This is a genomic window from Streptomyces sp. NPDC034103 (assembly GCF_055575395.1).
The window spans coordinates 1-14,790 of sequence record NZ_JBVISS010000025.1 but is presented as its reverse complement, the minus strand read 5'-3'; the positions used below and the strand labels follow the sequence as shown (position 1 = coordinate 14,790).

At 69.5% G+C, this 14,790-nt stretch carries 6 protein-coding genes, 1 tRNA gene and 1 rRNA gene; 1 reads left to right on the top strand and 7 read right to left on the bottom strand.

The genetic code is table 11. The annotated features are described in order from the left end of the window. Window positions 1-71 precede the first annotated feature (71 nt). The 4 genes from ACZ56U_RS38105 to ACZ56U_RS38090 form a co-directional block, all read right to left on the bottom strand. Entirely contained in the window at window positions 72-911 is an 840-nt protein-coding gene (locus tag ACZ56U_RS38105) for a helix-turn-helix domain-containing protein (RefSeq protein ID WP_469088522.1), read from the bottom strand. Window positions 912-1,181: 270 nt separating this feature from the next. Continuing rightward, window positions 1,182-3,905, bottom strand: a complete 2,724-nt coding sequence (locus ACZ56U_RS38100) for a DNA translocase FtsK (protein ID WP_469088521.1) — start codon at window positions 3,903-3,905, stop codon at window positions 1,182-1,184. 123 nt (window positions 3,906-4,028) lie between these two features. Continuing rightward, entirely contained in the window at window positions 4,029-4,715 is a 687-nt protein-coding gene (locus tag ACZ56U_RS38095; RefSeq protein ID WP_469088520.1) for a response regulator, read from the bottom strand. 375 nt (window positions 4,716-5,090) lie between these two features. After that, entirely contained in the window at window positions 5,091-10,553 is a 5,463-nt protein-coding gene (locus tag ACZ56U_RS38090) for a HAMP domain-containing protein (RefSeq protein WP_469088519.1), read from the bottom strand. A gap of 397 nt (window positions 10,554-10,950) precedes the next feature. Between ACZ56U_RS38090 and ACZ56U_RS38085 the strand changes: the two genes are divergently transcribed. Next, the gene (locus ACZ56U_RS38085) at window positions 10,951-13,701 is read left to right on the top strand and encodes a SpoIIE family protein phosphatase (protein ID WP_469088518.1); all 2,751 of its coding nucleotides are present in this window, start codon (window positions 10,951-10,953) and stop codon (window positions 13,699-13,701) included. Between the two features lie 47 nt (window positions 13,702-13,748). Here ACZ56U_RS38085 and ACZ56U_RS38080 read toward each other — a convergent pair. The 3 genes from ACZ56U_RS38080 to rrf all read right to left on the bottom strand — a co-directional run. Further along, a tRNA-Thr gene (locus tag ACZ56U_RS38080) sits at window positions 13,749-13,824 on the bottom strand. Between the two features lie 84 nt (window positions 13,825-13,908). After that, window positions 13,909-14,571 carry a DegT/DnrJ/EryC1/StrS family aminotransferase gene (locus ACZ56U_RS38075; RefSeq protein ID WP_469088566.1) on the bottom strand — a complete coding sequence of 221 codons (663 nt, stop codon included), beginning with the start codon at window positions 14,569-14,571 and terminating at the stop codon, window positions 13,909-13,911. Between the two features lie 114 nt (window positions 14,572-14,685). Beyond that, window positions 14,686-14,790, bottom strand: a 5S ribosomal RNA gene (rrf, locus tag ACZ56U_RS38070); the annotation flags it as partial.

Here is a 14,790-nt window from a genome sequence, read left to right as displayed (position 1 = left end):
GCCCACGTCGACGGGGTTGGCGATCTTGCTCCGCCAACCCCGTCCCCGCCTACGGCACCGCCTGTCCGGCCCTAACCGACCGTCGGGTCGCCCTTGGTGTACGTCAGCCGCTCCACCGCGCCCGGCTGCCAGTCGTCCTCGATCTTCTTGCCGTTGACATACAGCTGGATCGCCCCGGCGTCACCGAGGACGAGGTTGATCTTCTCGCTGTCCTGGAAGGTCTGGGAGGCGCCCTGCTGGAGCAGACCGTCGAACAGGATCCGGCCGTTGTGGTCCTTGGCGGAGATCCAGCTCTTGCCGTCGGGGGCGCTGACCTGGACGGTCACCTTGTCCTGGGGCGCGGCCGCGATGGCGCTGTCGGACGGGGCCGGCTTGGTCGACTCGGGCTTCTCGCTCTTGGGCTTGGGTGAGGAGGTCGTGCTGGTCGACGGCGTGGCGTCCCCGGCGACCTGTGCCGCGCCGCCCTCGTCGCCGCCCTTGAACGCGGTGAACCCGACGAACCCGACCACGGCGACGATCGCGGCGACCATGGCCGCGGTCCAGTTGGGCCCCCGGCGCTCGGGACGGATGCGTTCCGCCTCGAACAGCGGGGCCGCCGGGGTGGGCGCCGGACGTCCTCCGCCGTGGTCGGCGGCGTACTGGTCCAGGAGCGGGGCCGGATCGAGGTGGACGGCCTTGGCCAGGGTCCGGATGTGCCCGCGCGCGTAGACGTCCCCGCCGCAGGGGCCGAAGTCGTCGGCCTCGATGGCGTGCACGATGGCGATACGGACCCGGGTGGCGTTGCTGACGTCGTCGACGGTCAGCCCGGCCGCGATCCGTGCCTGCTGAAGGGCACGGCCGACGGAGATACGGGCTTCCTCGCGGTCGTCTTCGAACGGACGCTCGTCTTCAGGGGAGTTGCCGATGGACACGGGGGCGCCTTTCGAGCGTTTAAGCCACCTGTGCTGGAGGTTCAGTCTAGGGGGGGTACGAAAGGGTGGGGCAACCGGGCGGTGGGACTTTGTACGCCATCGGTATGGCCGGACACGCCGATGGTGGAGCAAAAGGTTTCCGCTTCCCTCAACTTGACGTACACCGAAGGGAAACGGTTGCTCAATGATCCCTTACGGGTGAGTCACGATCGAACACCCATCGGCGGCTCACCCGTGGGCCCGGCGACCACTGCGCCCCGTTTCCTGCCTTTAAGCCTCCCCGCGGATCACCGCGAGCACTCCGTCCAGCTCGTCAGCCTTCACAAGAACGTCACGAGCCTTGGATCCTTCGCTGGGTCCGACGATGCCCCGGGACTCCATCAGGTCCATCAGCCGCCCCGCCTTGGCGAACCCGACCCGCAGCTTGCGCTGGAGCATCGACGTCGACCCGAACTGCGTGGAGACCACCAGCTCGGCCGCCTGGCACAGCAGGTCGAGGTCGTCGCCGATCTCCTCGTCGATCTCCTTCTTCTGCTTGGTGCCGACGACGACGTCGTCCCGGAAGACCGGCGCCATCTGGTCCTTGCAGTGCTGGACCACCGCCGCGACCTCGTCCTCGGTCACGAAGGCGCCCTGCATACGGGTGGGCTTGTTGGCGCCCATCGGCAGAAAGAGCCCGTCGCCCTTGCCGATCAGCTTCTCGGCGCCGGGCTGGTCAAGGATGACCCGGGAGTCGGCGAGCGAGGAGGTGGCGAAGGCGAGCCGCGAGGGGACGTTCGCCTTGATCAGACCGGTCACGACGTCGACCGACGGCCGCTGCGTGGCGAGCACCAGGTGGATGCCGGCCGCACGCGCGAGCTGCGTGATGCGCACGATCGCGTCCTCGACGTCGCGCGGGGCGACCATCATCAGGTCGGCGAGCTCGTCGACGATCACCAGCAGATACGGGTACGGCTGAAGCTCCCGCTCACTGCCCTCGGGCAGCTTGACCTTGCCGCTGCGGATCGCCTCGTTGAAGTCGTCGATGTGCCGGAACCCGTACGCCGCCAGGTCGTCGTAGCGAAGGTCCATCTCCCGTACGACCCACTGGAGCGCCTCGGCGGCCCGCTTGGGGTTGGTGATGATCGGGGTGATCAGGTGCGGGATGCCCTCGTAGGCGGTCAGCTCGACCCGCTTGGGGTCGACCAGGACCATACGGACGTCCTCGGGGGTCGCGCGGACCATGATCGAGGTGATCAAGCAGTTGATGCAGGACGACTTACCGGAACCGGTGGCTCCGGCGACCAGCACGTGCGGCATCTTCGCGAGGTTGGCCATCACATAGCCGCCCTCGACGTCCTTGCCGAGCGCGACCAGCATCGGATGGTCGTCCTCGGCGGCCGCCGCGAGCCGCAGCACGTCACCGAGGTTGACCATCTCGCGGTCGGTGTTCGGGATCTCGATGCCGACCGCGGACTTGCCGGGGATCGGGCTGATGATCCGTACGTCCGGGCTGGCGACCGCGTAGGCGATGTTCTTGGCCAGCGCGGTGATCCGCTCGACCTTCACGGCGGGGCCGAGCTCGACCTCGTAGCGCGTGACCGTCGGGCCGCGGGTGAAGCCGGTGACGGCCGCGTCGACCTTGAACTCCGTGAAGACGGTCGTCAGCGAGGCGACGATCGCGTCGTTGGCCGCGCTGCGCGCCTTGCCCGGGCCACCGCGCTCCAGGAGGTCGAGCGAAGGCAGCGCGTACGTGATGTCGCCGGACAGCTGGAGCTGCTCGGCGCGCGGCGGCAGCTCGCTCGGGGCCTCGGGCGCGGGTTTGGTGAGGTCGGCGACCTCGGTCTTCAGCTTCTCCTGCCGGGGACGCGCGGCGGGCGCGGGCACGGGTGTCGGCACCCGGGTCGGTGTCGATGTCGTGTCCTCGCGGTCCCCCGCGCTGACGCCCTGGGTGAGGTCGGCGACGACCGGCGACGGCGGCATCCCGTGCAGCACGGCACCGTCGAGCGCGGCGGCAGCGGCCGCGGCGACGTCCACGGCGTCCATCGGCCGGTCCATGTCGGGCTGCGGCACCGCGGAGCGCCGGGGGCGACCACGACGCCGCGTGAGCGCCTCCTGCTCCGCGTTGTCGGGGTCGTACGCCTCGGGCGCCGGAGCACGCCTGCGACCGCGCGCGGGCAGCGCCTCACGCCACTGCTCGTTGTAGCGCTCGTCGTCCACGGGGAACTCGTCGAACTCGTCCAGGGCCGGGTCGTGCACGATCCCGAGCCGCACCCCGAGCTCGCGCAGCCTGCGCGGGATGGCGTTGACGGGCGTCGCGGTGACGACCAGCAGCCCGAAGACCGTGAGCAGCACCAGCAGCGGTACGGCGAGGACGTCCCCCATGGTGTACGTCAGCGGGGTCGCCGCGCTCCAGCCGATCAGGCCGCCGGCGTCCCTTATCGCCTGCATGCCGTCGCTGCGGGCGGGCGCGCCGCACGCGATGTGGACCTGGCCGAGCACGCCCACCGCGAGCGCCGACAGGCCGATCACGATCCGGCCGTTGGCCTCGGGCTTCTCCGGGTGCCGGATGAACCGCACGCCGATGACCGTGAGCAGTATCGGCACGAGCAGGTCGAGGCGGCCGAAGGCGCCGGTGACGATGATCTCGACCAGGTCGCCGACCGGGCCGCGCAGGTTCGACCAGGTGCCGGCCGCGACGATCAGCGCCAGGCCGAGCAGCAGCAGCGCGACGCCGTCCTTGCGGTGCGCCGGGTCGAGGTTCTTCGCGCCGTTCCCTATGCCGCGGAACACCGCGCCCACGGCGTGCGCCAGGCCCAGCCAGACGGCGCGTACGAGTCGGTAGATGCCGCCGGTGGGGCTCGGCGCCGGCCTGGGCGGCGGCGCGGCCTTCTTCGCCGCGACCCTCTTGGCGGGCGCCTTCTTCGCCGGAGGCTTCTTCGCAGCGGCCTTCTTCGCCGGAGCCGCCGCCTTCTTCGCGGGCTGCTTCTTGGCAGCGGAGGGACGTGAGGCCATAGGTGTGAGGTTACCGGGGGAGACGACAACGGACACGTGTGGCCGGTGCTTCACCCGTTCGTGTCGCCCTTTCCCCGGCGCGGAACTGACGCGCGCTCACCCGCAACGGGCCGGGCGGGCAGGTCAGTTCTGGGAGGACATCGACTGCGTACTGCCTGTCCCAGGCTCCAGAGCGTCCAGCGCCCGCCTGAGTCCGGTGAGTTTGCGTTCGAGATGGGCCGCGGTGGCCACGGCCGCCGCGTCCGCCGACTCGTCGTCGAGTTGCTTGGACAGGGCCTCGGCCTGCTCCTCGACCGCGGCGAGCCGCGCCGAGAGCTCGGCCAGCAGCCCCGCGGGCTCCTTCGTCTCACCGGCCGGGGCGGTGCCGCCGGCACCGCCCTCCAACTGGAGCCGCAGCAGCGCCGCCTGCTCCCTCAGCTGGCAGTTCTTCATGTACAGCTCGACGAAGACGGAGACCTTCGCGCGCAGCACCCACGGGTCGAACGGCTTGGAGATGTAGTCCACCGCGCCGGCCGCGTACCCCCGGAAGGTGTGGTGCGGGCCATGGTTGATCGCGGTGAGGAAGATGATCGGGATGTCCCGCGTGCGCTCGCGCCGCTTGATGTGCGCCGCAGTCTCGAACCCGTCCATTCCCGGCATCTGCACATCCAGCAGGATCACCGCGAAGTCATCGGTGAGCAGCGCCTTGAGCGCTTCCTCCCCGGACGATGCCCGCACCAGCGTCTGATCGAGCGCGGAGAGGATGGCCTCCAGCGCCAGCAGATTCTCCGGCCGGTCATCGACCAGGAGGATCTTGGCCTTCTGCACCATGGCCCGCCCTCCTCGCCCCGGCGTGGGGCCTCCCCTGTCCTCAGGACTCGTGGTGACACCCGCAGGTGCCGCCCCGGGGGACGGCTCCCTGGCGCCGCCCGTCCTCGTGCCGGTCATGGTAGCCGCACCCCGCCCGTCGCCACACCCTGTCACCGCGATGTCACTGTGTACGTAGCAGAAACGCAGTGAGAGACCAGAAGGTTCCCCGAATCCCGTACTTTTACACGGCTTCGAGCACACTGAGTCAGCAACTCCGTGTGAACACGGACGGTTCTCGCAGCATCCACCCGAAGCCCGACCGATCCGGTCACATGCAGCGCGGCCCGCTCCGGTCACGCATCCCGCGCCCTGATCCGCTCACGCGCCCGGCTCCCGTCACGCGCCCCGCATCCACTGCTCCATCACCGACAGCAGATGATCGGGATCGACCGGCTTGGTCACGTAGTCGGAGGCGCCCGACTCGATCGCCTTCTCCCGGTCGCCCTTCATCGCCTTCGCGGTCAGCGCGATGATCGGCAGGCCCGCGAACTGCGGCATCCGGCGGATCGCCGTGGTCGTCGCATAACCGTCCATCTCGGGCATCATGATGTCCATCAGGACGACCGTGACATCGTCGTGCTGCTCCAGCACCTCGATGCCCTCGCGGCCGTTCTCGGCGTACAGCACCGACAGCCCGTGCTGCTCCAGGACGCTGGTCAGCGCGAAGACGTTGCGGATGTCGTCGTCGACGATCAGCACCTTCTCGCCGCCGAACCGGATCCCCGGCCGCACCTCCGGCGCCGGGCTCTGCCCGGTCGGCGACCACTGGTCCGGCTGGGGCCGCTGCTCCACCTCCGGCAGGGTCCTGCGGCGGCGCCTGAAGAGGGCGGCGGCCCCGTTCTGCGTCTCCTGGTACGACTTCACCTCGGCCGGCGTCCCGGCCTCCGCGTCGGCCCGGCCGTTCTCGGAGGCGAGCAGCTCCCCGACCTCCAGGGCCGTCACGGACTGCTGATAGCCCTGCGGAGGCAGTTCGCTCGGGTGCAGCGGCAAATACAGCGTGAACGTCGATCCACGCCCCGGCTCGCTCTGGGCGTAGATCTCACCGCCGAGCAGCTGCGCGATCTCCCGCGAGATCGACAGCCCGAGACCCGTGCCGCCGTACTTGCGGCTCGTCGTGCCGTCGGCCTGCTTGAACGCCTCGAAGATCACCCGCATCTTGCTGGCCGCGATCCCGATACCGGTGTCGGTCACGGAGAACGCGATCAGGTCGGCGTCCGCGTCCCGCAGCGAACCGGTCTCCAGGAGCTGCTCGCGGATCTGCGCCGGCACGTCCGCGCCGGCGGGCCGGATGACCAGCTCCACCGAACCGGAGTCGGTGAACTTCACCGCGTTGGACAGCAGGTTGCGCAGCACCTGCAGCAGCCGCTGCTCGTCGGTGTGCAGCGTGGCCGGCAGCTCCGGGGAGACCCGTACGGACAGGTCCAGGCCCTTCTCCGCGGTCAGCGGGCGGAAGGTCGCCTCCACGTAGTCCACCAGCTGGACGAGCGCGATGCGCGTCGGTGAGACGTCCATCTTGCCCGCCTCGACCTTCGACAGGTCCAGGATGTCGTTGATCAGCTGGAGCAGGTCGGAGCCCGCCCCGTGGATCGTCTCCGCGAACTCGACCTGCTTCGGCGAGAGGTTGGCGTCCGCGTTGTCGGCGAGCAACTTGGCCAGGATCAGCAGCGAGTTGAGCGGCGTACGCAGCTCGTGCGACATGTTGGCGAGGAACTCGCTCTTGTAGCGCATCGACACGGCGAGCTGCTCGGCGCGCTCCTCCAGGACCTGCCGCGCCTCCTCGATCTCGGTGTTCTTCACCTCGATGTCCCGGTTCTGCTGGGCCAGCAGCTCGGCCTTCTCCTCCAGTTCGGCGTTGGACGCCTGGAGGGCCTTCTGCCGGTTCTCCAACTCGGCCGACCGCTCCTGGAGTTGCTCGGTCAGCTCCTGCGACTGCTTCAGCAGCTGCTCGGTCTTGGTGTTGACGGAGATGGTGTTGACGCTGGTCGCGATCATCTCGGCGATCTGGTTGAGGAAGTCCTTCTGGATCTGCGTGAACGGGGTGAAGGACGCCAGCTCGATCACGCCGAGCACCTTCCCCTCGAACAGCACCGGCAGGACGATCACCTGCGCCGGGGGCGCCTCGCCGAGCCCGGAGGAGATCTTCAGATAGCCGCTCGGCGCGTTCTCCACCAGGATCGTCCGCTTCTCCTGGGCGGCCGTCCCGATCAGCGCCTCCCCCGGCCGGAACGACGTGGGCATGGAACCCATCGAGTAGCCGTACGACCCGAGCATGCGCAGTTCGTACGAGTCCTCCCCGGCGGCGCCCGCGTCCTTGCCGTCGAGGTGCGGCATCGCCAGGAAGAACGCGCCGTGCTGCGCGGAGACCACCGGCGTCAGCTCGCTCATGATCAGCGAGGCCACGTCCGCGAGGTCGCGGCGGCCCTGCATCAGCGCGGAGATCCGGGCGAGGTTGCCCTTGAGCCAGTCCTGCTCCTTGTTGGCGATCGTGGTGTCGCGCAGGTTGGCGATCATCTTGTTGATGTAGTCCTGGAGCTCCTGGATCTCCCCGGACGCGTCCACGTCGATCTTCAGGTTCAGGTCACCGCGGGTCACCGCGGTCGCCACGCGCGCGATGGCACGCACCTGCCGGGTCAGGTTCCCGGCCATCTCGTTCACGGACTCGGTGAGGTCGCGCCAGGTGCCGTCCACGTCACGCACGCGTGCCTGGCCGCCGAGCTGTCCCTCGGTGCCCACCTCGCGGGCGACCCGGGTGACCTCCTCGGCGAAGGAGGAGAGCTGGTCGACCATGGTGTTGATGGTGGTCTTCAGCTCCAGGATCTCGCCGCGCGCGTCGATGTCGATCTTCTTGGTCAGGTCACCCTTGGCGATGGCGGTGGTCACCATGGCGATGTTCCGCACCTGACCGGTCAGGTTGGACGCCATCTGGTTCACGGACTCGGTGAGGTCCTTCCAGGTACCCGCCACACCGGGCACCCGCGCCTGTCCGCCCAGGATGCCGTCCGTACCCACCTCACGGGCCACCTTCGTGACCTGGTCGGCGAACGAGCTCAGCGTCTTCACCATGGTGTTGAAGGTGTCGGCGAGCTGCGCGACCTCACCGCGCGCCTCGATCGTCACCGTCCGGGTCAGGTCACCGTTGGCGACGGCGGACGCGACCTGGGAGATGTTGCGCACCTGCATGGTCAGGTTGTTGGCCATCAGGTTCACGTTGTCGCTGAGGTCCTTCCAGATGCCCACGACACCGGGCACATGGGCCTGGCCGCCCAGGATGCCCTCGGTGCCCACCTCACGGGCCACCCGGGTCACCTGCTCGGCGAAGGACGACAGCTGGTCCACCATCGTGTTGACCGTGCTGACGAGCTCGAGGATCTCGCCCTTGGCGTCGACGGTGATCTTCTTCGACAGGTCGCCCTTGGCGACCGCGGTCGTGACCTCGGCGATGTTGCGCACCTGGATGGTCAGGTTGTTCGCCATGAAGTTCACGGACTGCGTGAGGTCCTTCCAGGTGCCGGAGACCCCCTGCACCTCGGCCTGGCCGCCGAGGATGCCCTCGGTGCCCACCTCACGGGCCACGCGCGTGACCTCCTCGGCGAACGACGACAGCTGGTCGACCATCGTGTTCAGGGTGTTCTTCAGCTCCAGGATCTCGCCGCGCGCGTCCACGGTGATCTTCTGGGACAGGTCACCCCGCGCCACCGCCGTCGCGACCTGCGCGATGTTGCGCACCTGGCCGGTCAGGTTGGACGCCATGCCGTTCACCGAGTCGGTGAGGTCCCGCCACACACCGGCGACGCCGGGCACCTGCGCCTGACCGCCGAGGCGGCCCTCGGTGCCCACCTCACGGGCCACCCGGGTCACCTGGTCGGCGAAGGCGGAGAGCTGGTCGACCATCGTGTTGATGGTGTTCTTCAGCTCCAGGATCTCGCCGCGCGCGTCGACGTCGATCTTCTGGGACAGGTCACCCCGGGCCACCGCGGTCGTCACCTGGGCGATCTGCCGCACCTGCGAGGTGAGGTTGCCACCCATGAAGTTCACCGAGTCGGTGAGCTCCTTCCAGGTGCCGGAGACCCCCGGCACGACCGCCTGACCGCCGAGGCGGCCCTCGGTGCCCACGTCCCGGGCCATCCGCGTCACCTGGTCCGCGAAGGCCGACAGCTGGTCCACCATCGTGTTCACGGTGTTCTTCAGCTGGAGCATCTCGCCGGAGACGTCCACGGTGACCTTCTGCGACAGGTCACCGTTGGCCACGGCCGTCGTCACCTGGGCGATGTTCCTCACCTGTCCGGTGAGGTTCCGGAACGCCGTGTTGACGGAGTCGGTGAGGTCCTTCCACGTCCCCGCGGCACCTGGCACCTGCGCCTGACCGCCCAGCTCACCCTCGACGCCGACCTCGCGCGCCACGCGCGTGACCTCGGCACCGAACGCCGACAGCTGGTCCACCATCCCGTTGACGGTGTTCTTCAGCTCCAGCATCTCGCCGGCCACATCGACGGTGACCTTCTGCGACAGGTCACCGTTGGCCACGGCCGTCGTCACGGCGGCGATGTCCCGCACCTGCGTGGTCAGGTTTCGGAAGACCGTGTTCACCGAATCGGTGAGGTCCTTCCACGTCCCCGCCGCGCCCGGCACGTTCGCCTGCCCGCCGAGCTGGCCCTCGGCGCCGACCTCGTTGGCCACGCGCGTGACCTCGTCCGCGAAGATCCGCAGCGTCTCGGTCATCTGGTTGATCGTGTCCGCGAGCTGCGCGACCTCACCGCGCGCGGATACCGTCACCTTCCGTGACAGGTCACCGTTGGCGACCGCGGTCGTCACCTCGGCGATGCCACGCACCTGGGCCGTCAGATTGCCGGCCATGAGGTTCACCGAATCGGTGAGGTCCTTCCACACACCCGCCACACCGGGCACCTGCGCCTGACCGCCGAGCTCGCCCTCGACGCCCACCTCGCGCGCGACGCGGGTCACCTCGGAGGAGAAGGACGACAGCTGGTCCACCATCGTGTTGACGGTGTTCTTCAGCTCCAGCATCTCGCCGGCCACGTGCACCGTGACCTTCCGGGACAGATCTCCCTTGGCCACCGCGGTGGTCACGAGCGCGATGTCCCGCACCTGCGCCGTCAGCCGGTACGCCATGGTGTTGACGGAATCCGTCAGGTCCTTCCAGGACCCGGACATCCCGCGCACCTTGGCCTGACCGCCCAGCTTGCCCTCGGTACCCACCTCGCTGGCCACCCGCGTGACCTCGTCGGTGAACGTCGACAGCTGGTCGACCAGGTTGTTGACGGTCCGCCCGACCTTGAGGAACTCCCCGCGCAGCGGATGCCCGGACCCGTCCGGCGCCTGCGTCCGCAGCTCCATGCGCGGCGAGAGATCACCCTCCGCGACCGCGGAGAGTACCCGGCCGACCTCGGAGACAGGTCGTACGAGATCGTCCACCAGGGCGTTGGAGGCGTCGATGGCGGTCAGCCAGGAGCCCTCGCACGCGCCGATCTCCAGCCGTTCCGTGAGCTTTCCCTCACGGCCCACCATCCGCCGCACCCGGGACAGCTCGCCCGTGAGATGCAGATTACGGTCGGCCACTTCGTTGTAGACCGCCGCGATCTCGGACAACACGCCGTCGCCCGAGACCGTGAGCCGCTTCCGGAAATTCCCGTCCCGCATCGACACCAGAGCCGCCAGCAGTCGATTCAGGGCAGCCGTGTCCACCGCGGTGGTCCCACCGCGTGGTGTGCGCCGGTTGTTCAGGGACTGTCCGCCCTTCGCGCGCGTCTTCGTGCCCCGCGTCGCTGCGCCAGACTCCACTGTGTCCCTCCCGCAGGGATCGACCGTTACCGCTGTGCTCCGGTACTACTGCTCGGTGCCCGGGCGTACCCGTTACCGCCACTGTTACAGCTGCGCATGTCTGCCGGATGTACCAGGCCGCACCCCGGGCTGCTGCCCGCAGTACGCGGACCGCACTCAGTCTGCCCGGACCTTCTTGAGAAGCTTGCCCAGTGTTTCACCCTGGCCGAACCAGGCCATAACAGTTCGGCAGCTTCGCACATCGTCCGCACACCCTCCGGGCGGAAACACTGGCGACCGGCATCCGCATGGACGGGGAAGGTAAGTAACCTTGCATGCGGCTGTCCAGCCGCGCCGGTCCGTCCGGCCTGGGCGGTGGCACGAGTACGAGCGGGCATCGGAGGGGCGGCCGCACAACATGACCACCGGACTGATCCCTGGGGAACACCCCCCGGACCGCCGGCCGACGGGCGGCCTGCCGCACCAGCGGCACGAGCCGGTCGGCCAGAGAGCCCTGCACGTCGACAACAGGCCGAGGAGTTCTGTGATCACCGCGCGCGCGGCCGCCAGCTTCGAGCCCGTCGGGCGATCGGTCGCGAGCGCCCGCTCCTTCGTCCGCGACACGCTCCAGGGCTGGGGCTTCGCCGACATCGTCGACGACGCGGTCGTCCTCACCAGCGAGCTGGTCACCAACGCCGTGGTCCACGCGGGCACCACCGCGGACCTCCTGTGCCTGCGTGCGGGGGACGGCGTACGCATCGAGGTAGGCGACCGCTACCCCGAGCGCGAGGTCCCCCTCCAGGGCTCCCTGGCCGGCATGGGCAGCCCCGACCGCGAGGGGGGCCGCGGTCTCCAGCTGTGCGCGGCCCTCGCCGCCCGCTGGGGCGTGGAGTACACCCCGACGCACAAGCAGGTCTGGTTCCAGCTCGACCTCCCCGAACGCGCGGTGGGCACCCGGGCCGCCGGCCCGTCCCTCCCCCTGGACCTCCTCCCCCTCGCCGACGGCCGCGTCCGCGTCGCCGTCGTCCAGATCGACCGTACGGCGGCCATCACGGCCTGGAACGAGGACGCCGAGGAACTCTTCGGCTACCCCGCCGAACAGGTCACCGGCAAGCCCCTGACCGACCTCGCGGCCTGGCCGCACACCCCGGGCACCAGCACCGGCATCGCCGAGGCCCTCCAACTCTCGCGCTGGGAGGGCAGCTACGGCATCCGCGGCGCCGACGGCCGCGTCACCCCCGTGTACGCCTCCCACCTCCGCGTCCGCGACACCAACGGCGAGCCCTCCACGGTCTGCCTCCTCGTCCGCGACCACGAACGCGCGGTCCTGCAGACCCCGTTGCGCATCCCGACGTCCGACACGTCATCCGGCTCCGACGGCCAGAGCACCGACCCCTTCGAGGTGTTCATCGGCTCCCCGGCCCCGGACGACCTCGACGGCCTCCTCCAGCGCACCGTCGAACGCGCCCGCGACATGCTCGACGGCGACTCCGCCTTCCTGCTCCTGGCCACCGACGACGAGACCGAGTTGGAGGTCCGCGCCTCCACCGGTCTGCCCTCCGCCCGCCAGCGCTTCGCGCGCGTGCCCGTCGAGGCAGGGCCCGGCCGCTACGGCTCCGCCCGCATGCCCGCCGTCCACGACGACCTCACGGCCGTCCCCGGCGCCGTCCCGCTCCTGAACGGCACCGGCATGCGCTCGGTCGTCACCGTCCCCCTGAAGGTCGAGGGCCGCCTCACCGGCTCCCTGGGCGTCGCGGCCGAAGGCCCCGGCAGATACTCGAACGAGGAGGCACTGCGCCTCCAATTCGCGGCGGACCGCATCGCGTTGGCCGTCGAGTCGGCACGCCTCGGCGAACTGGAACGCCTGCGCCGCGGCTCCCTGAGCTTCCTGGTCGAGGCCTCCGACCTCCTCGCGGGCACCCTGGACCGCGACCAGACCCTCGCCCTCATGGCCCAGATGACGGTGCCGACCCTGGCCACCTGGTGCGCGGTCTACACGATCGCCGACCAGGCCTCGGAGCCCTACCTCTCGTACGTCCTGCACGAGGACGAGGAACTCATCGACGGCATCAAGTCGTTGCTGTCGAAGATCCCCTCCCCCGACCCGGTGCCCACGCCGGGCGCCCGCGTCTGGTCGGCCCCCGCCGAAGCCGCCCACCAGGCCGCCCTGCGCACCTCCATGCGCAGCCTGGGCCTGGGCGAGCCCATCGGCCGCCTCAGCTCGGGCATCGGCCCCACCCTCGCCACCGCGTCGGCAGTGGGCGGCGAGACGGTCGTCCTCCCCCTGGTGGCCCGCAACCGGGTCATCGGCATGCTGACACTGGGCAAGCCGACGGACGAGCACTTCCGTCAGGAGATCCTGGAGCTGGCGGAGGACCTCTCGCGCAGGGCCGCCCTGGCTCTCGACAACGCCCGCCTGTACTCCGAGCGCACCGCCATCAGCCAGGCCCTCCAGCGCAGCCTGCTCCCCCCGGAACTCCCGCAGATCGACGGCGTCGAGGTCGAGGTCATCTACCGCGCGGCCGGCGAGGGCAACGAGGTCGGCGGCGACTTCTACGACGTCTTCCCCATCAGCGACGGCGCCTACGGTTTCGCCATCGGCGACGTCTGCGGCACCGGCCCGAACGCGGCCGCGGTGACGGGCCTCGCCCGCCACGCGCTGCGCCTGCTGGCCAGGGAGGGCCTGAGCGGCCCGGCGGTCCTGGAGCGCCTGAACTCCGCCATCCTCGACGAGGGAGCCCGCAGCCGCTTCCTGACCCTCCTGTACGGCGAGATGCGCCCCCAGGAGGACGGCAGCGCCGAACTGAAGGTGGTCTGCGCCGGCCACCCCCTCCCGCTCCGCCTGCGCCAGGACGGCACCGTCGAACCGGCCGCCGAGCCCCAGCCGCTCCTGGGCGTCATAGACGATCTGGAGCTGTACGAGGAGACGGTCACCCTGGAGCCGGGGGACGTCCTCCTCTGCGTCACGGACGGCGTCACCGAACGCCGCGAGGGCACCCGCATGTTGGGCGACGACGGCCTCGCCGACGTCCTCACGACCTGCACGGGCCTGACCGCCGGCGCGGTCGCCGCCCGCATCATGCGCGCCGTGGAGCGCTTCGCCTCGGACGCCCCGTCCGACGACATGGCGATCCTCGCCATGCGGGTCCCGGACCTCCACAAGGACTGAAAGCGGGCACGAAAAAGGCCCCGCCCGAATGGGCGGGGCCTTTCTGGTGGAGCCCCCTAACGGAATCGAACCGTTGACCTTCTCCTTACCATGGAGACGCTCTGCCGACTGAGCTAAGGGGGCCTGTCACTTTTCGAGGTTTCCCTCGCGGCAACGGAATAGATCATACCCCGAACAGACCGGTGCTCCCAACCACGCCCGCCCGCCTCAGAAGGCCGCCTGCAACAGCCCTCCAAGTGCGTTGCACGCCCCCACGATCCGCTGCATGTCCCTCTTGGTCAGCGCCGCGTCCACCGGCAGCGCCAACGTCTCGTCCGACGCCAACTCGGTCTCCCGCAGCGACACACAGCGCCGGAACTCGGGCAGCCGATGCACCGGCGTCTTCACCGGCACATGACACCCAACTCCCTTGCCCCGCAAGGCTCGCGCGAAGGCGTCCCGGTCAGGCCGCCCGTTCCCGGGAACCCGCACGACGTACTGCTGATAGGTGTGCCCGTCCCCACCGTCAGGCGTCCGCACACCCTTCAACTTCCCATCCAGATAAGCGGCCCGCTGCCTGCGCTGAGCCACCTCGTCATACGGCGCCTCGGACTCCCCCTGCTCCAGCACCAGCAACCCGTGCCGCTGTCCCAGAGCATGCAGCGCCCCGATATCGGCCCGCCGCCCGAAGCGGTGTACGACGACGACGGCCGCGGTCCGTGACGTGACGGCCGCCTCGACCGCGGATGTATCGAGGCAGTAGCTCACCGGATCTATGTCGGCGAACACCGGTAGCCCACCGGCCTGGACAACGGCCTCTGCGACCTCGACGTTCCCGAAGGCCGGCACCACGACCTCGTCACCGACTCCGACGCCGGCGGCCCTGAGCATTGCAGCAGTACCCATACTGGGGATGGTGATTGCGCAACGTGAACTTCAAGTGACGCAGAACAAAAAAGGGTTGGACCCTGAACCGAAGTTCAGGGTCCAACCCTTTGAATGATTGTTCGGCGGTGTCCTACTCTCCCACAGGGTCCCCCCTGCAGTACCATCGGCGCTGTGAGGCTTAGCTTCCGGGTTCGAAATGTAACCGGGCGTTTCCCTCACGCT

Excerpts from the sequence above, each read along its gene's own strand:
- ACZ56U_RS38085 (WP_469088518.1), top strand. The coding sequence starts at position 10,951 with ATGACCACCGGACTGATCCCTGGGGAACACCCCCCGGACCGCCGGCCG.
- ACZ56U_RS38100 (WP_469088521.1), bottom strand. The coding sequence starts at position 3,905 with ATGGCCTCACGTCCCTCCGCTGCCAAGAAGCAGCCCGCGAAGAAGGCG.
- ACZ56U_RS38095 (WP_469088520.1), bottom strand. The coding sequence starts at position 4,715 with ATGGTGCAGAAGGCCAAGATCCTCCTGGTCGATGACCGGCCGGAGAAT.
- ACZ56U_RS38075 (WP_469088566.1), bottom strand. The coding sequence starts at position 14,571 with ATGCTCAGGGCCGCCGGCGTCGGAGTCGGTGACGAGGTCGTGGTGCCG.